The organism is Vibrio sp. PID23_8 (assembly GCF_003584965.1).
GTDB lineage: Bacteria > Pseudomonadota > Gammaproteobacteria > Enterobacterales > Vibrionaceae > Vibrio.
This window is the reverse complement of record NZ_LIXE01000003.1, coordinates 429,629-446,344: the sequence shown is the minus strand read 5'-3', so window position 1 is coordinate 446,344 and position 16,716 is coordinate 429,629. Positions and strand designations below refer to the sequence as shown.

The 16,716-nt window shown below is 47.4% G+C and carries 16 protein-coding genes and 1 tRNA gene; 8 read left to right on the top strand and 9 right to left on the bottom strand.

The window, feature by feature from the left end; all coding sequences use genetic code 11:
* Positions 1 to 55: 55 nt before the first annotated feature.
* The 3 genes from AK966_RS08660 to AK966_RS08650 all read right to left on the bottom strand — a co-directional run bounded on the left by AK966_RS08660 (position 56) and on the right by AK966_RS08650 (position 837).
* Positions 56 to 295 (bottom strand): PAS factor family protein, encoded by a 240-nt coding sequence (locus AK966_RS08660; protein WP_099080687.1) that lies wholly within the window; start codon positions 293 to 295, stop codon positions 56 to 58.
* Between the two features lie 104 nt (positions 296 to 399).
* A complete protein-coding gene (locus tag AK966_RS08655; RefSeq protein WP_259343748.1) occupies positions 400 to 657 on the bottom strand; it encodes a DUF6538 domain-containing protein in 258 nt (85 codons plus the stop codon).
* Between the two features lie 89 nt (positions 658 to 746).
* Positions 747 to 837 (bottom strand) — tRNA-Ser (locus tag AK966_RS08650).
* Between the two features lie 327 nt (positions 838 to 1,164).
* On the opposite strand from AK966_RS08650, the gene AK966_RS08645 reads away from it, so the two are divergent.
* Positions 1,165 to 1,845: a MaoC family dehydratase gene (locus AK966_RS08645; protein ID WP_099080702.1), complete on the top strand. Its 681-nt coding sequence runs from the start codon at positions 1,165 to 1,167 to the stop codon at positions 1,843 to 1,845.
* A gap of 73 nt (positions 1,846 to 1,918) precedes the next feature.
* Here AK966_RS08645 and AK966_RS08640 read toward each other — a convergent pair whose 3' ends face one another.
* The gene (locus tag AK966_RS08640) at positions 1,919 to 2,746 is read right to left on the bottom strand and encodes a phosphate ABC transporter substrate-binding protein (RefSeq protein WP_119463955.1); all 828 of its coding nucleotides are present in this window, start codon (positions 2,744 to 2,746) and stop codon (positions 1,919 to 1,921) included.
* 288 nt (positions 2,747 to 3,034) lie between these two features.
* Here AK966_RS08640 and AK966_RS08635 point away from each other — a divergent pair, with 288 nt between their 5' ends.
* Positions 3,035 to 3,394 (top strand): DUF3024 domain-containing protein, encoded by a 360-nt coding sequence (locus AK966_RS08635; RefSeq protein ID WP_099080794.1) that lies wholly within the window; start codon positions 3,035 to 3,037, stop codon positions 3,392 to 3,394.
* 1 nt (position 3,395) lies between these two features.
* On the opposite strand, the gene AK966_RS08630 is transcribed toward AK966_RS08635, so the two are convergent.
* Both AK966_RS08630 and rnb read right to left on the bottom strand, forming a co-directional pair.
* The gene (locus AK966_RS08630; protein WP_099080754.1) at positions 3,396 to 4,190 is read right to left on the bottom strand and encodes an AraC family transcriptional regulator; all 795 of its coding nucleotides are present in this window, start codon (positions 4,188 to 4,190) and stop codon (positions 3,396 to 3,398) included.
* Positions 4,191 to 4,252: 62 nt separating this feature from the next.
* Complete coding sequence (rnb, locus tag AK966_RS08625) at positions 4,253 to 6,256, bottom strand: exoribonuclease II (RefSeq protein ID WP_119463954.1); 2,004 nt, start codon at positions 6,254 to 6,256, stop codon at positions 4,253 to 4,255.
* An 808-nt stretch (positions 6,257 to 7,064) separates the two neighbouring features.
* On the opposite strand from rnb, the gene AK966_RS08620 reads away from it, so the two are divergent.
* The 6 genes from AK966_RS08620 (at position 7,065) to AK966_RS08595 (ending at position 13,607) form a co-directional block, all read left to right on the top strand.
* The gene (locus AK966_RS08620) at positions 7,065 to 8,744 is read left to right on the top strand and encodes a GMC family oxidoreductase (RefSeq protein ID WP_099080795.1); all 1,680 of its coding nucleotides are present in this window, start codon (positions 7,065 to 7,067) and stop codon (positions 8,742 to 8,744) included.
* A gap of 112 nt (positions 8,745 to 8,856) precedes the next feature.
* Entirely contained in the window at positions 8,857 to 9,117 is a 261-nt protein-coding gene (locus AK966_RS08615) for an acyl-CoA-binding protein (protein WP_099080756.1), read from the top strand.
* A gap of 257 nt (positions 9,118 to 9,374) precedes the next feature.
* Positions 9,375 to 9,914, top strand: a complete 540-nt coding sequence (locus tag AK966_RS08610; RefSeq protein ID WP_099080757.1) for a glutathione peroxidase — start codon at positions 9,375 to 9,377, stop codon at positions 9,912 to 9,914.
* A gap of 433 nt (positions 9,915 to 10,347) precedes the next feature.
* On the top strand, positions 10,348 to 12,360 hold the full coding sequence (locus AK966_RS08605; RefSeq protein ID WP_119463953.1) for an SDR family oxidoreductase: 2,013 nt from the start codon (positions 10,348 to 10,350) through the stop codon (positions 12,358 to 12,360).
* A gap of 63 nt (positions 12,361 to 12,423) precedes the next feature.
* Positions 12,424 to 12,930 (top strand): DUF2505 domain-containing protein, encoded by a 507-nt coding sequence (locus tag AK966_RS08600; RefSeq protein ID WP_099080759.1) that lies wholly within the window; start codon positions 12,424 to 12,426, stop codon positions 12,928 to 12,930.
* Between the two features lie 44 nt (positions 12,931 to 12,974).
* Positions 12,975 to 13,607 carry a TetR/AcrR family transcriptional regulator gene (locus AK966_RS08595; RefSeq protein ID WP_172438181.1) on the top strand — a complete coding sequence of 211 codons (633 nt, stop codon included), beginning with the start codon at positions 12,975 to 12,977 and terminating at the stop codon, positions 13,605 to 13,607.
* A gap of 51 nt (positions 13,608 to 13,658) precedes the next feature.
* On the opposite strand, the gene AK966_RS08590 is transcribed toward AK966_RS08595, so the two are convergent.
* The 3 genes from AK966_RS08590 to AK966_RS08580 form a co-directional block, all read right to left on the bottom strand.
* Positions 13,659 to 14,600, bottom strand: a complete 942-nt coding sequence (locus AK966_RS08590) for an alpha/beta hydrolase (RefSeq protein ID WP_119463952.1) — start codon at positions 14,598 to 14,600, stop codon at positions 13,659 to 13,661.
* An 85-nt stretch (positions 14,601 to 14,685) separates the two neighbouring features.
* On the bottom strand, positions 14,686 to 16,245 hold the full coding sequence (locus AK966_RS08585; RefSeq protein ID WP_099080762.1) for a wax ester/triacylglycerol synthase family O-acyltransferase: 1,560 nt from the start codon (positions 16,243 to 16,245) through the stop codon (positions 14,686 to 14,688).
* A gap of 81 nt (positions 16,246 to 16,326) precedes the next feature.
* Positions 16,327 to 16,698: a phasin family protein gene (locus tag AK966_RS08580; protein ID WP_253252712.1), complete on the bottom strand. Its 372-nt coding sequence runs from the start codon at positions 16,696 to 16,698 to the stop codon at positions 16,327 to 16,329.
* Positions 16,699 to 16,716 lie beyond the last annotated feature (18 nt).

Here is a 16,716-nt window from a genome sequence, read left to right as displayed (position 1 = left end):
ATGTGGCTAATGAACGCTTAAATCATGCGACAGCAAAGCGAAAATGATGAATGACTTAATGCTCAGGTGTTTCAATTACTCTCATTGCAATGCTTAGCGCGTTATCAATATCGCTACTGTCTTCAAGTTTTCCTGAGCTCGCTGGGGCCAGAACTTGTGCGTATAACGTCAGTTGCTTGTTAAATGGCAAGTTAAGTTGATCGTATAGGTTCTGACGAATTTTAGCGTGTTCATCTGGCGCGGTCTTAGTGAGATCCATCAATGTGTCATATACAAGTATGGTGGTCCTATCCATATTTATCCCTTTTGTTGTAGAGGTTCCTAAAGGGTATAGTCGGAAGTGTGTCATTTTTATATGACTTGGATCTCACAAAATAGAGTGGAATCTAATAAATGCAATCAGATCGTAATTGAACGTTCGCGATGATGAAAAGTGAGCAAGAAAATGACCAAGGCGTTGTGCATGCCATTTAGTGCTCTGTCGAAGAGAGAGCAGATAGCACTGGCTAAACGAGTGTTGCGTTTAATCGCTTCACGACGCGTTTTGGTGAGCAAAGAGAAGCGAACTTCCTTTGGATAGTCATGGGAGTTTTGTAGAAAAACAGGGGTGGCAATACGTGTGTAGTACACGCCAGAAGCCAATTTTATCAAATACATATGTATCACCTATCTGTGTTAGGTGACTTTTCTATGCTTCAGATACGAAAAAAGCCTTTGATAATCAAAGGCTTTTTTCTAAGAATAAGTGGCGGAGAGATAGGGATTTGAACCCTAGGTACGCTATTAACGTACGCCGGTTTTCAAGACCGGTGCTTTCAACCACTCAGCCATCTCTCCGTTGTGTGGCGTATGATAGGGGGTGTTTGGGACGTTGTAAAGTACTGATTTGTACAAAAAGTTTCGTTTGCTTGTTTTATGTGCATTTTAAAGGGGTGGAAGTGATAAAACTACGTAAGCTAACAAGCAAAATACGCAATATGGTAGAATTTATACTTTATATCGTGCATGTTTAATAAAATGGCGTTTTATTGAAATCTTATTGAAAATAAAGAAACTAAAAGCTTTGGGGATACAGCTGTACGCCCGAAAGTATTTGCAACATAGTGTGAACTCATTCAAAATTCACTGGTATAGCCAGTTGTGCGAGTTTATCTAAGGGGTCTTATGAAGGTCACAAATCTATTTAAAGACAAAGTTGGTGCGATCTCTACACATCAATCAGAGTTTATGAATTGGATGTCTCCAACGCTACGCGATTACTGGAGTGACTTTTTGGGTAAGGCACAAAGTAGCTTCTTATTTTCAAAGGTTCGAGATCACCAACAGCCAGCAGTGAACGAAGAAGTTATTCCGCAACCTGAGCCAATCGTACTAAAACCAGAAGCTCAAGTGCTTTTTGATGAGTTGAGCGATAAAGTGGGCGAGGTGATTCACGTTGGTGACTGGGTAAGTGTTTCTCAAGAACGTATTAATCAATTTGGCACAGTTACTGAAGATATGCAATGGATTCATACTGATCCGGAGCGAGCTTCTACAGAATCCCCATTTAAAACGACAATTGCACATGGCTTCTTAACGCTAGCACTATTGCCAAAATTGACAGATTCTGTTGATCCAGATAAACCACTGTTTCCGACAGCAAAGCTTGTTGTTAATCTAGGTTTGAACCAAGTCCGTTTCCCGTACCCAGTCAAAGCGGGCAACAATGTCCGAGCATCAAGTACACTGACCAAGATTACGCCGATCAAAAAGGGCTTAGAGATCGAGCGTGAAATTAAAGTAGAAATCGAAGGCGTTCGCCGCCCTGGTGCGGTAGTGGTATCTGTGATTCAGTTGCATTTCTAATAGTTAAACCTTTCGAAAAGCAAGATTCAAACAAAAAAGAGAGCCGAATTTGGCTCTCTTTTTTATGCATTTTTTATTGCTCAAAGTTTTTTACAGGCGTGTAGCCGTAATCAGCAATCGCTTTTTGGCCTTCTTTAGACTTCAGGAATCTCATAAAGTTTTTGCCTACTTTGTCTAGGCTGTCAACTTTGTAGAGGATCAAAAAGGGACGAGCCAACTTATATTTGTGAGCGGCGATATTGTTTGGTGTTGGGGCAATACCTTCGAACTGAATTGCTTTCACAGAACGATCTATGGAACCGACCGAGATAAAGCCAATGGCATGAGGGTTGTGATTCACAATGGTTTTCACCATGCTGTTACTGTTTACGACGAGGCTGTTCGGATTGATGTCAGAGACCAAACGGTCGTTTACGATTTTGGTCAATCCTAGCAGGCTTTCAAAGCTATAACGTGACCCAGATGATCCTTCACGCGTAACGACCGCGATCGGTTGGTCAGTGCCGCCGACTTGTTTCCAGTTATTCACTTTACCCTTATATATGTCAAACAGTTGTTGTTCAGAAAGATTGTCAACAGAGTTGGTACGGTTAACAACAACGGCAAGACCGTCGAAAGCAATAGGGAATACATTTAAGTCTTCTCCTTTTTCACTCTCAGTTAAATAACGTGAACTCATGCCAAGTTCTACTACACCTTTGTTCACCATTGTGATGCCTGCACTTGAACCAATGCCCTGTACGGCGATGTAATCATTAGGGTGCGTTTTATTATATTTTTCAGCCAGCACATCCATTACACGAGCAACAGAAGTAGAACCTGAGATGCTCACTTCTTTTGCCATTGCAGAAGGAAGAGAGAGTACCATGGCGAATAACGTCGCCATAGAAAGACGTAACATAATGAACTCCACTTACGGTAGATAGCAGCGATCATCATATTTCGTTGAAGTTACATTTTTGTGAATGCGCTCGAATAACTGAACGAGGTGGTTGATTATCAAAACGATGGCAGGGCATGGGGGAGTTCGATTGTCATATGGTCAGTAGGTAAAGCGGTGACTTGGTCGCTATTTCAGCAATTTTGGACATGTTAATCTAAGGAGTGGTGGGGAAGTGTCTCTTTGGGTAATTCTGCCGCGCCAAGGCACTTGGGTGTATACTAAGAACAATGAATGGGGAGTAAACTCATGTCCGTATCTCAAATGGCGACAAGCCGTCTGTACAAGTTGATTGAGTCTCTATGTTCTAAGCGAAATGTAAATTTGCCCGTAGAGTTAGGAAAATGCTTATACGAACCCGTAGAGAACGGTGTAGAGCTATATCTTGCCCATTTTTTGTTAGATTCTCAACATATCGACTACACGTCACCAATAGCGAAAATTACCTTTAATGTAAATGCTCAGGGGTGGTGTTTTTACGTCCCCCAATATCAAGGTGAAGAACTTCACTGGACACCATACCCACACTTACCTTACAGCCACTCGCTTGAGGTACTTATAAGGGAATTGGAAAGCGATCCTCAAGCTTACTTTTGGGCAGATAACTAACCTATTTCATGATTTGGCCGCGAAACGCTTTAGGGGTCATGCTATAGATGGATTTGAACGCGGTACTAAAATGGGCCGCACTCTTAAACCCCGACTCAAAAGCAATTTGAGTAATCGAATTTTTGGACGTACGCAGTTGGGTTGCAGCATGGTTAATACGCTTCACTTTTAAAATATGTGAAAAGGAAAGGTTCTCTGCTGCGAGTCTACGTTTTAGTGTCGCGATAGACATGCTCATATGGGTTGCTAGAGTTTCTAACGTAATATCTTTTTCAATATTGTCTTCAATGTACTTAATCGCTTTTTGAGAGGTGGTTAGAGTGCTGGCGTCATCAATAATTGAGAGAATCTTAGGCTGAATCTCTGCCATTAACGAGAGTAATGCCATTGCAATATGTGCTTGTGCATACTGTGACGCTTGTTGGTCAGCGAGTTCGATTAACGTGTCCTTGAGTTTACTAATGCGCTTGTTTGATTGAGCTGAAAAGGCATAAAAACGACGTTCATCTGCTTCTATCTGGATGCTTGGATGAGCGGTTTTAAATTGAGTAAATAGATGAATATCAAACACCAAGGCGATTGCACGAAAAGGACCTGGTTTGGCGTAAGCATCTTTTAAATCTGAAGAGTTGTATAAAATAAAGTCGCCAGTAGTGAGTTCGAATTGTTCGCCACTTGGTTGATTGATGGTTAGTGAACCTTCTTCAACAATATATAAGCCGTGGTTAGTAGCGGAATAGCGCTCACTTTTTCGTGCCGTGAAGTGATTAAAGTGAATGATCTCAATGTTCAGCATAGTTATTCTTATTTTTGATTATAAAAAAGGCGCTCATATGAGCGCCTTCACCTTAATCGGTATTATTCACTAACAGGTTCTTCTGTTTGTGTTGCTGCTACATCAGCAAATACCCGGGTCGGCTTGGCCACTAAACTGCGGTTCTCTTGGTTTACGTCAGCCAAAACGATTTCCAATGTGTCACCCAGTTTGTATACCACCTCTTTATCAATAGAGATGGTGCCGTTGTCGCCGTTGCACTCGATCCTTTCTTTATTATCAAGGATCAGACTACCCGGAATAAAGGCTGCAGCGCCATTTTCGAGAAGTCGAACACGTGCGCCTGCTCGATTAATATCAAAAATCTCACCTGTGAAACAAGTTTGCTTTGTAGGCTCCTCGGCTAATGTGCGAGCGTATAGCCAATCAGACACGTTTCGTTCGGCAATTTTGTGGTGTTTGCGATGTATAGCAAGCTCTTCACCAACTTGGTCATCCGGTGTTTGAATTGGATCTTTGCCAAGAATGACCGCTTTAAGCATGCGGTGGTTGATCATATCGCCGTACTTACGAATAGGTGAAGTCCACGTTGCGTAAATATCTAAGCCCATAGCGTAGTGAGGCAGAGGTTGATTTTCAACTTCACTGTACGTTTGGAATTTACGAATGCGGTTATCGAGATAGGCAGTTTCTTGCTCACCTAACCAACGACGCAATGCCGCAAAACCCTCTAATGTAGAGATCGATTCAACGGTGAATTGCGTTGCACCTGATTGAGTCACTAGCTCTACAACTTCTTCAAGTTTTTCCGCTTTAATGCCTGCATGAGTGTTAAACACGCCAGTTTCGAAGTTGTCACGAAGGGTGCGTCCGGCACAGATGTTTGCTGTGATCATCGATTCTTCAACGAGGCGGTTTGCACAACGACGCATGTCTGCATGAATAGCAACAACGTCGTTATCTTCGCTAAGTTCGAAACGGTAGTCTGGGCGATCTGGGAACACAACCGCGTTTTTCTCACGCCAATCTGCACGAGCAAGAGAGAAATCGTATAGATCACGAACAATCACCGCGATTTCTTCACTTGGTTGCCATGCATCACAATGGCCACTCTCCAGCCAATCTGAAACGTTGTTGTATGCAAGACGCGAGTGTGATTTGATGTTTGCCGCGAAGAATTTGATATCGTCGCCAATTATACCGTCTTTGCTAACCGTTACGGTGCAGCAGATAGCTGGGCGAATCTCACCCTCAATCAATGAACATAGGTTATCAGCAAGATCGCGAGGTAGCATTGGTATGTTACGACCTGGCAGGTAGATAGTGTAACCGCGTTCACGCGCTACTTTATCCATCTCATCTTCAGGGGTGATGTATGCAGTCGGATCGGCGATAGCGATCGTTAGCTCGAAATCACCAGATTCGGTCTTCTTCGCGTATAATGCATCGTCCATATCTTTGGTTGATTCACCATCGATAGTGACAAAAGGAACATGAGTCATGTCAACGCGCTCTAGGTCAGCGTCGTCTTTTAGTTCCCAGTTCTCAATGCCTGCTGGCTCAGAATTTGGTAGGTCATTTTGTGCAAGTGTCACCCACCATGGTGCAATCTTGTCGTTCGCGTCAGTAATCTTTTCTGAAATTTCAACGAAGAAACCGTTATCATCTTTTAGCGGATGACGGATTAGGTGAGCGACAACCCAATCACCTTCAGCGAAGTCATCCGGCTTTAGGCCTTTCTTTAGCTTTGCTTTTAGGGATAGTTTTTTCAGCTGCGGATGATCTGGAGTGACATTAAGTTTGCCTTTGAACATTTTTACTCGGCCGATAAAGCGAGTAACAGACTGTTCTAGCAGTTCTTGTGGTTCTGCAACTTCACGGTCTTTTTCCGTACGGATGATAGCGACCACTTTGTCACCGTGCATGCACTTTTTCATGTATGCAGGTGGGATGAAGAAGCTGGTTTTGCTGTCCACTTCCAGAAAGCCAAAGCCTTTATCTGTCGCTTTGACTGAACCTTCTTTTTTAGGCAGGTTTTCTTGGATTTGCTGCTTAAGCTGAGCTAATAGCGGGTTATCTTGAAACATGTTTAAATTCTATCTAATTGTTTTTTAACTAATTTATCGCTCTCTCCAAAATCTCCCCAAAATTCTTACCCAAAATGAGAGCGAATCTATGTAGGTCTTTGGTCGCTGCAACAAATTTACAGAAAGTGTGACTGCGTCACATGTTACTTGGCATGTGCTGGATTGTATAGTGATCATTGCGGTCATTATTGAGCCGAACCACTATCCCTTCGTTTATTCGTATCCTTGTAGGGTAAAAGTAACGACGTTACTGGGCTAGCTTTAGCAATGAGTAACGTATGCGCATGATCGTTGAGTATGTGTGATTCCTCTCCCTTATCAAGCACCTTTAGCTCAGTCTGATATCCGCGAACTCAAGGTGCATATGGTGCTTCGAGCATCAGTGGCGATTCACTGGACGTAAAAGAGTCTCACAACATTGGGCGGCAGGAAAGATACCAGCCTACAGATCTAGCCTCAATAAGAGCACTTTGGGAAGGTTGGTTTAAACTGCAAACCATCTTTGAAGGCTATGAACTCCCGATATCTCTTGAGCACTGACTTTTGATCAAGAGACAGACGTTAGGAGGGTTTTGTTTCGATGAATTAACGGTGTTGGATTTTTTTTGTTTGCCAAGAAATGCTTTAACTACAATTTAAAGTAATAGGTCTAATTAGCGAAATCGTATGGATATGATGCTTGTTTGGTGCTTCAGTGCTCTTATTCCTGTCACTACGTCGTTCTTTCATTCGTGAATTCCTACCAATAACGGCGACAGTTAAGATTCTGAAGCGCAAGCTAACAGTCGAAATGACATCGGAGGGTAATATGGAACGTTACGATTACATTATTATTGGTGGAGGTTCAGCAGGTTGTGTGCTGGCTTCACGCCTTACTGAGGATGAAACTATCTCAGTATGTCTGCTGGAGGCAGGTGGCAAAGATGACAGTGCCATTATCCACACACCAGTGGGTATAGTGGTCATGACGCCGACTAAAATTAATAATTGGGCATTTGAAACTGTGCCACAGCCGGGTCTTAATGGCCGTAAAGGGTATCAGCCTAGAGGGAAAACTTTAGGTGGCTCAAGCTCAATTAACGCGATGATGTATGCTCGAGGTCATAAGTACGATTATGACCTTTGGGCAAGCTTAGGTAACGAAGGGTGGAGCTTTGATGAGTGTTTGCCTTACTTTAAAAAGGCGGAAAACAATGAAGAGTTGAAAGATGAGTTTCATGGTCAAGGTGGACCATTGAATGTCGCTAACCTGCGCTCACCTAGTCCGATGGTTGATCGCTATCTTGATGCCTGTGAAGAGGTCGGCATTCCGCGTAATCCAGATGTGAACGGCGCCGAGCAATTCGGTGCCATGAGGACCCAAGTGACCCAATTAAATGGTGAGCGTTGTAGCGCAGCAAAAGCTTACCTTACCCCGAATCTTGATCGCCCTAATCTAACTGTTGTGACCAAAGCCACCACGCATAAAGTGCTGACAGAAGGTAAGCGGGCGGTGGGTGTGGAGTATGGCTCAAAAGGCAAGGTGTTTCGCATCTATTGCAAACATGAAGTGATATTATCTGCAGGTGCGTTTGGGTCTCCGCAGATTCTGCAGCTTTCTGGTATTGGCGATAAGGCCGATCTAGAACCACACGGCATTGAGCAGGTACACCAGCTTTCAGGTGTAGGCAAGAACTTACAAGACCACATCGACCTAATACATAGCTATAAAACCTCAGCCAAGCATGAGACGTTTGGTATTTCACTGCAAATGCTCAACGATATCTGCGAGGCGTTACCCGAGTGGAAGATGGAGCGCAAAGGCAAACTGAGTAGTAACATTGCTGAAGGGATTGGCTTTTTCCGCTCTGGAGAAGGGGTAGATGTACCCGACCTGGAGTTTGTCTTTTTGGTGGGAGTGGCTGACGATCATGCAAGAAAGGTTCATACTAGTCATGGGTTTAGCTGCCATGTGACGCTGCTAAGACCCAAGAGTCGTGGCACAGTTACCATCCAAAGTAGCGATCCATATGAGGCTCCATTGATTGATCCCAACTTTTTCAGTCACCCTGATGACATGCCGTTAATGATCAAAGGGTGGAAAAAGCAGTATCAGATGTTAAATAGCTCAGCCTTTGATGATGTGCGTGGTGACAACTTCTACCCTGTTGACCCTAATGATGATAAGGCGATTGAGCAAGACATCCGTAACCGAGCCGATACTCAGTATCACCCGGTCGGTACTTGTAAAATGGGGTTAATAGAGGATGAGCAAGCGGTAGTCGATAATCAAGGCCGAGTGTATGGTATCGAGCAACTGCGTGTAATTGACGCTTCTATCATGCCAACCTTGGTTGGTGCAAATACCAATGCCCCAACCATCATGATGGCAGAGAAGATCGTTGAGCAAATCAAAGAAAGACACGCAGGCACTGTGAATAATTTGAACCTTCGAATTGGTTTACCTGTACATCAAAACGGGAATCTACCGGAAAGGGATTTTCCCTAGTTTCTGGTCTGGGTCACTTTTTGAGCTATTGTGTAAGCATTTATGACTGCAGTATACTGGTCGGAGCACTGCTTGGCGGTAACCTTCAATTATCGAGAAAAAGGACCTTACTATGAGTGAACTCTCTTCCCAATTCGAAGCGGCAGCCGAAGCCGTAAAAACGTTGAAGCAACGGCCTGATGATGAAACGTTGTTGTCACTCTACGCCTACTACAAACAAGGCTGCACTGGCGATGTACAGGGCAGGCGGCCTGGTCTGTTCGACTTTAAAGGCGGCGCCAAGTATGCTGCGTGGGAGCGCTTGCGTGGCATGGAATCAGATAAGGCTAAACAGGCATACGTCGACCTTGTCGAGCGTTTGGCCAACACCTGATCGAGAAGATGCAGATCCCCGGATCGGGCCTCTAATTTATTCTTCGCCGGGTTGCAGCCGTAAATCGCACAGACATGTCTGATTGACTGACAGGTATAGCTCAAGGCAACACCACCGGATCCCGAACCGTTTTAGGGTGCCCTTTCCAATTTGTTCAGCTTTACATATTAAAGGGATTAAAACCAAGTCAATGTGAACGTTATGATTCACACAGCGTAAGAGCAGGTCTCCCATTTTCTAAACCAGAGGGACTTTTGATGTTTAGTAAAATCCAATATTTCGCTGCTTTAGTCACTGTTCCTTGGCAAAGTCGCGAAGGCAATGCTCACGATTTCAGTTTCGATACCATCGCTGGTGATGCGTTGTCACTAGCCGATTACGAGGGCAGAGTAGTGCTGGTGGTCAATACAGCCTCAGAGTGCGGTTTTACCCCGCAGTACAAGCAATTGCAGAGTTTGTGGGAAACCTATCGTGATCAGGGGTTAGTGATCGTCGGGGTGCCGTGCAACGATTTTGGTGGTCAGGAAAAAGCCTCCAATGCCAGTATCAATAGTTTCTGTGAATTTAACTTCGGGGTGACGTTCCCACTAGCTGCAAAAACAAAGGTGAAAGGCAGAGATCAGCACCCATTCTATACCTGGGCCGGACAACAGGTCGGTTTCTTGGGTAAACCACGCTGGAACTTTCACAAATTCCTAGTGAATAAAGACGGCCAACTGGTTGACTGGTTTTCGTCGACAACCAAACCCGATGCCCGGAAACTGGTGAGAGCGATTGAGCGTGAGCTAGCCAAATAGTTCAATAACTGGGCGGTCTTATCCACCGCGAGTGTAATATGGTCGGCTATACCCGGCCAGACTTCCTTTTCACGCCCTTTCCAAAGCCCTTTTGATCAGGGGTCGTAAGGCTGTCTTCTTTGATGACACAGTGAAGTCCGAATCTCGGGTTTGTTCTGCTCTCAAGAGTGCCCTGTTGATGGCAGAAGCGGGTTTTCTTGCAAGTTACTGTCCGGCAATATTTTTAAAACAACCTGCTCCTTGATCATTTCATCTGGTCCAGCATTGCTTGGTACATATCATAGACTTGTGCAGCTTTTTGGCGTTTGTGTGTCCTAGTTAACACAAAGTGGTCGTACCAGTTTGCTATACTTAAATGGCACAGAGAAATAATGTTGCCAAGCGTTATTGGCAGAGTTAAAGAAATATTGCGGAGGCTGCTCAAGGAATGAATATGAACTACTTTATCACCGGAGCCAGCGGATTTATTGGCTTAAACCTCTTACAACGACTGACTAAACGGCCAGGAACCTTTTACCTTTTGGTTCGCAATGACGATAGCCGGATTAAGATCCTGAATGCGGCAAAACAGTTTGGGTTCCCAACGGATCACTTGGTGTTTGTTCAAGGCGATTTAACCCAACCGAAGCTGGGAATCGCACCCCAGTGGATCGATCAACTCAGTAATTCAGTGACACATTTCTTCCATCTTGCCGCGGTTTATTCGTTCGAAGCCGACAGTGACACTATCGACAAAGTCAACATCGACGGAACTCGTCATGCGCTTCAGCTAGCCGAAAAACTGGGTGCAGGCTGTTTTCACCATGTCAGCTCAATTGCCGTCGCTGGCCAGTATCGTGGCTGGTTCCATGAAGATATGTTCGATCAAGCTCATCCCGAGGGTCATAGCTACCTGACCAGTAAACTGGCCTCCGAGGCGCTGGTGCGTGAACAGAGCGCATTGCCATGGAGAATTTATCGGCCAGGGGTGGTGATCGGAGACTCGAAAACTGGTGCGGCCATGCGTATCGATGGGCCTTATTATTTCTTCAAGTTAATTCAGAAAATGCGCGATTCCTTGCCGCAGTGGATGCCTATGCTAGGGCTTGAAGGGGGGCGCCTGAATCTGGTGCCGGTCGATTTTGTCACCGACGCCATGGATCATATTTCCCATAAGCCGGAGTTGAACGGCCAGTGCTTTCATCTGACCGATCCTGAGCCATTCCGTGCCGGCGAGATAGTGAATATCTTCGCCCGCGCAGGACATGCGCCTCGGATGGCGATGCGGATTGACCTGCGTCTGTTGGAACTACTGCCCGAGACGCTACGTAAAGAGCTAGGCAATCAGCCTCTGTTAAAGCGATTGGGACAATCCCTGTGTCAGGAGTTCGGGATCCCGCCAGCGGTGGCCTCGTTCTTTACCACGCCAACGCTGTTTGACTGCCGTAATACTCAACGAGCCCTAGAAGGTACGGACATTAGCTGTCCAAGGCTTGAGGATTACGCCCCAGCGATCTGGGATTACTGGGAGCGAAACCTGGACCCTGACCTGCATCTGGCGCGTAGTCTAAAAGCGCGGCTGAAGGGTAAAACGGTGATGATCACGGGCGCCTCATCAGGCATAGGTAAAGCCGTGGCCCTTAAGCTAGCGAAGGCAGGGGGACAGATGTTGCTGGTGGCGCGTAACCCCGAACGATTGCAGGAGACGGTTCGAGAAGTCGAAGAGCTAGGTGGCAATGCGGCGGCATATTATTGCGACATTGCCGACCTTGAAGCCGTGGATGTCATGCTACAATTGGTTGAACAGCAGTTCGGTAAGGTCGATGTGTTGATCAATAACGCCGGTCATTCGATCCGCCGTCCTGTGATCAACTCGCTAAACCGTTTCCACGATTATGAGCGCTTGATGCAGATAAACTATTTCGGCGCACTGAGGCTTATAAACGGTTTTCTGCCAGGCATGATCGCCAATAACGGTGGCCACATTATCAATATTTCGTCGATTTCAGTGCTGACCAATCCGCCACGCTTTGCTGCTTATGCTGCGTCTAAAGCTGCGTTGGAAAGCTTTACCCGCTGTGCGGCTCCAGAGCTGATTGACTACAACGTGCACATGACGACGATCCATATGCCCTTGGTCGACACGCCGATGCTGGAACCGGTGGAAACCTATCGGTCGGTCTCAACCCTCAGCCCTGAAGAAGCAGCAGAGATGGTTGCCAAAGCTGTTATCGATCGGCCGAAGCGCGTCGCTACCCGGCTGGGGATGTTCGGTGCCTTGGTTCACGGGCTATTCCCGAAACTGGGTGAGCTGATCATGAACACTTATTTTCATATGTACCCAGACAAGCTGGATGAAAAGTACCGACCGGATCTGCCCGAAGTTCAGGCTGCCCATGAAAATCAGCAGCAGATACAGCGGGAGATCCAGGCCCTGTCCAGTTTTATCCGGGATATTCATCTGTAAGCCTGTGCTAGATTAAGCAGCAGGATAATCAGTAGACAGAAAATAGACAACCAAGGAGTGGGAATGAAACGAATCGAATTGGTTCATGCCTACGCGGCCCCCCTAGATGAGGTGATCCGGTTTTTTAGCGAAACCGATCTGATCGAAGAGAAATATTCAAAGCTCGGAGCACGATATACCCGGGTCCGGGAGTTGGTAGAAACTGATGATGGGTTTAGGACTCGCACCGAACGCGAAGTGCCGGCCCAGGTGCCATCGGTACTGAAAGCGGTGCTTGGCGCTTCGAATCAGATCCGCCAACAGGAGCAGTGGCACTGGTTGGACGACGACACCATCTCCTGTGATCTGGTGGTGGAGATCGTCGGCGTGCCGGTGACGGTGCAAGGTGAAATGCGACTGATCGCCTTTGATGACAATCAGCGCTGTGAAAACCACGTCACCATCTCGGTATCATCGTCGCTGCCGTTTGTTGGCAGCACACTGCGGGATTTTGTTGCCAAGGATATCAAGCGTCTGGCCGAGGCTGAATATGAACATATTCAGCAGCAGGTTGCAGTCAGCGCTGCGTAGCCAGGTATATACCCGCGTTAACATAACTAGTGCATGGAGGCCGCGTGAAAACCAAATCTAGGATCCTTGAGGTAAGTCGATGTCTGTTCAATCAGCATGGGGTTGAGCCCATTTCCAGCCTACAGATCGCAACTGAGCTTGGGATCAGCCCTGGTAACCTATATTACCACTTTCGCGGCAAGGACGAGATCCTCGCGGTGTTGGTTAGCGAATGTGACCAGCTATTTGCCGACGATAGTCAGGCGTTTTTACGAGAGGTTGAAAGCCTGGAGCACTATTGGGCATTTTTGCACCGCCTGATGGAGCACTTCTTGCGTTACCAGTTTATCTTCAGGAGTCTGGATCACCTGCATTGTGATTCGCCGGCCCTTGGCCGGCGGATCCGTGCCCTGGTTCGTCGATTGAAGGGACTGATCATGACCATGCTGGAGCGTCTGGCCAGTCTAGGCGTTTTACATGTCGATCAAGCCGAGCAGGCTATTCTGGCTGACAATCTGTTGTTGGTTGGTCTGCACTGGGCGCATTACCAGATTCTGCAGGATCCTGGCCTCAACGAGTCGGCACTGCTGCGCAAAGGCGTGATTCGCATGCTGACTCTAGTTTCTCCCTACATCGCGCCTGAGCATGGGGCGGCACTAGTTCAGCATCAGCGCTGGGCTGAGCAACTCATGGGTTAGGCAAAATTATTATCATCGAGAGTCGAACTCCCGTTCGCTGAGCCTCCGATACTAGAGTGCTTTTTTGGAAGCGGGATATTCGCCTTTTATCACGTCGTGTTGCCATAGAAACTGGGCAATGCTGTTAATCGCTTCTCCCGCTTCCCGGATCTGACTAAATAACGGATAAACATGGGGCATACCGTTCCCCACGATTAGCTCGATCGGGTGTTTGGCCTGAGTCAGTTTGTCAGCCAGACGAGTTGAGTCATCCAGCAGGACCTCCTCAGAGCCCACCACGATCAGCGTGGGAGGGAGTTTCATGTAGTCGGCGTAAATGGGAGAAACCAAGGGATCCCGGGGCGGAGCACCGTTGAGATAGGTATTGCGCATCAGCAGTAGAGAGGGCAGATCGAAAAACGGGTCGTCATTACGTTTTTCATAGGCGCTGTTTCCTGTCATCTCCATATCTGACACTGGCGAGAGTAGCACAGCAGCGGCGGGTAGTGGCAGCTTATCCTGCTGGACCCGCAGCAAGGTGCCGAGTACTAGGTTGCCGCCAGCGGAATCGCCCATCAGGACGATCTGGCGGCTGTCGTAGCCCTCTTTCAGCAGCGCGCGGTAGACCATGTAGCAGTCATCGTGGGCAGCGGGATACGTATGCTCCGGCGCCAGACGGTAATCAACCATCAGGCCGCGGGCAGAGATCTTCTGGCACACCCGACCGATGAAGCTGCTGTGGGTATTCGGACTGACAAAACAGAAGCCGCCGCCATGGAAATAGAGCAGCAACATGTTGCCGTCGGATGCTGGCATGTCAACCCATTCACAGGGAATATCAGCCCAACGGCACGGGGAACGCTTGATTTGTTTGGGGGCGTTGATGAGCGCGCCATACTGGTCGATGTTGGTGATTAGTTCTCGCATCTCATGTACATCGTTGCAGCGAGCTATGCGTTGGCGCATAACGCGCTCAAGCACTTTGTTAAATGCCCGACTTGTCCAATGTGCCATGTTTACCTCCATGAACTGAGTAGGGGAACCCGTGCAGTCTTTCAATCTTCTCAATAGTATAGATGAACAAATCTGACCTTTAGTCTTACTCCTTCGCTGGCTCGGTTTTTCTGCTTACCCTGCGGTGTTGCCGAGGAAGAGGGGATACCTTGAACTGTTTCAGTTCGGCAAGCAGCATCTCGACCTCGTATGCTAGGTTTTGTGAATGATCGTCGGCCAAGGGGTTGAACAGTCCGCCATTCACCGCAGACATCGCGGTATCCATCACGTCCTGCTCGAGGGACGCCAGTGCCTCTTCCAGGTAGTCGGGAATTTTCTCGACATGGGGCAAGTTAGACGGGCAACTGACCAGTCCGAAATGCAGGTGGTCATCGTAACCGAACATGGTGATGTTAATAGTCTGGCCTGGGATCAGCAGAGACAGCGGATAGCATTCCTGCACTTCGGCGCCGAAGAAATAGCGCCGCTGCACTGGTCCTGGCACATTGGAGATGATCAGGTTAGTGGCTGGCGGTACCACGTGGTTGATATTCAGTTTGCCGCCTAACAATGCCAGCCCGTTGACCAGAATCGAATAATTGGTATACCCCCCGGGTGACACCTCCTGCGCCTGGTGCTTCACATTGTGGGTCGACTGTTGGATCGCTGCCAAGCGCCTAGTCGGCGTATCTAGGGCATGACCCAGTTCAACCAAGCCAACCGCGAACTTGTTGCCACCTTTTTTGATCGCACCCTCTTCCCGCAGGTCAATCGGCATCAGCGCAACGAGGGGCTTCTCAAGACACAAACGGTGATCCTGCAGGTGGCGGTTCAACGCAATATCACACACGCATAGCATCACGTCGTTCAGTGATGCGCCGGTGAGGCGGCTGATTTGGCGAAACTGGCTGATAGGTAGCCGGCCCAGGCCAACCGCACGCGATTTGTGATGCTTCTGGTTGAATGGGGTCTTGGGTGCGGTAAAGGGGATTTTTAGATTGGGTCGTTTGCCGCAAAATAGCTTCGATAGCATACCTGTGCTCAGGCTGATCAAGCCCAGTGATGCACTGAGTTGACGTCTCAGTTCACCGACCGAGCCAAACAACTGGGTGATTAGCTGCTGACTTTCTTCCTGCTGACGCTTGTGCGATTTTCCCAGATCCTGCTGCCAGAATGGCGTACCCGGCTCAGTAGGGTCCTGTGATGTGCAGAAATCAAAAAGTTTGCCGACTTTCATACCATCGGCAATGGCGTGGTGCACCTTGAGGCAGATCACCACCTGGTTGTTCTCTAGGCCACCAATCACCCACATTTCCCACAATGGTCGGAAGCGATCCAGTTGATGACTGTGGATCCTTCCCACCAGATCCAGAAGTTGTTCACGGCTACCTGGTTGAGGCAGCATCGATAAATGAACATGTTGGGTGATATCCACGTTCGGGACTTCCTGCCAGTTTGGCCATTCGGTCAACGACAGGTTCAAGCGCCAGTTGAACGGTGATTTGACCTCGGTATAAGAGAGCAGCTGGCTGTACAAGTCACATGCGAATTCTGCGCTCTCGGTATCTGTTGGTGGCTGCAGATGGACTAATCCAGTGACATGCATCGGTGTGTCACCAGATTCAAACAATACAAACGCAAGATCGATAAGAGAGAGTTGATTCATAGACACCTGCCGCCCCAGATTATTATTCAAATGAAAAAGGGTGGGGGCTGCCCCCCCACCTGTTTACCAGCAAGTTGCTGACTATTTTTTCGCTTGCTGTTCCAACATTGCTTCCACGATGGTGGTTAGCTTTTCGATTTTTTCATCTAACCGATCAAGTTTGCTCCGGTCGATACCGCTAACGCGATACATTACGTCGTTCATCTGGTCTTCAAGATGATCGGCGGTTTTATCGCGAGTTAGATCGATCTTGTCTTTCGCAGCCTGTTCTACTTCTTTGCCACGCTCTACCAGTTCGTCAAACATGCGGTTGGTTTTCTGGTTAATAGACTGGGCTTCTTCGACACTGCGGCTATACATGCCCAGCCCGGCTAGCCAGATGTTGCGTGTCATAGACTCACCGCTTTCAATGATTTGAGTGGCGGTTTGGTCAACTGTGCTCAATTTGCTCATGATGTCCTCCCAATGAAC

Excerpts from the sequence above, each read along its gene's own strand:
- AK966_RS08660 (WP_099080687.1), bottom strand. The coding sequence starts at position 295 with ATGGATAGGACCACCATACTTGTATATGACACATTGATGGATCTCACT.
- AK966_RS08655 (WP_259343748.1), bottom strand. The coding sequence starts at position 657 with ATGTATTTGATAAAATTGGCTTCTGGCGTGTACTACACACGTATTGCC.
- AK966_RS08645 (WP_099080702.1), top strand. The coding sequence starts at position 1,165 with ATGAAGGTCACAAATCTATTTAAAGACAAAGTTGGTGCGATCTCTACA.
- AK966_RS08640 (WP_119463955.1), bottom strand. The coding sequence starts at position 2,746 with ATGTTACGTCTTTCTATGGCGACGTTATTCGCCATGGTACTCTCTCTT.
- AK966_RS08635 (WP_099080794.1), top strand. The coding sequence starts at position 3,035 with ATGTCCGTATCTCAAATGGCGACAAGCCGTCTGTACAAGTTGATTGAG.
- AK966_RS08630 (WP_099080754.1), bottom strand. The coding sequence starts at position 4,190 with ATGCTGAACATTGAGATCATTCACTTTAATCACTTCACGGCACGAAAA.
- rnb (WP_119463954.1), bottom strand. The coding sequence starts at position 6,256 with ATGTTTCAAGATAACCCGCTATTAGCTCAGCTTAAGCAGCAAATCCAA.
- AK966_RS08620 (WP_099080795.1), top strand. The coding sequence starts at position 7,065 with ATGGAACGTTACGATTACATTATTATTGGTGGAGGTTCAGCAGGTTGT.
- AK966_RS08615 (WP_099080756.1), top strand. The coding sequence starts at position 8,857 with ATGAGTGAACTCTCTTCCCAATTCGAAGCGGCAGCCGAAGCCGTAAAA.
- AK966_RS08610 (WP_099080757.1), top strand. The coding sequence starts at position 9,375 with ATGTTTAGTAAAATCCAATATTTCGCTGCTTTAGTCACTGTTCCTTGG.
- AK966_RS08605 (WP_119463953.1), top strand. The coding sequence starts at position 10,348 with ATGAACTACTTTATCACCGGAGCCAGCGGATTTATTGGCTTAAACCTC.
- AK966_RS08600 (WP_099080759.1), top strand. The coding sequence starts at position 12,424 with ATGAAACGAATCGAATTGGTTCATGCCTACGCGGCCCCCCTAGATGAG.
- AK966_RS08590 (WP_119463952.1), bottom strand. The coding sequence starts at position 14,600 with ATGGCACATTGGACAAGTCGGGCATTTAACAAAGTGCTTGAGCGCGTT.
- AK966_RS08585 (WP_099080762.1), bottom strand. The coding sequence starts at position 16,245 with ATGAATCAACTCTCTCTTATCGATCTTGCGTTTGTATTGTTTGAATCT.
- AK966_RS08580 (WP_253252712.1), bottom strand. The coding sequence starts at position 16,698 with ATGAGCAAATTGAGCACAGTTGACCAAACCGCCACTCAAATCATTGAA.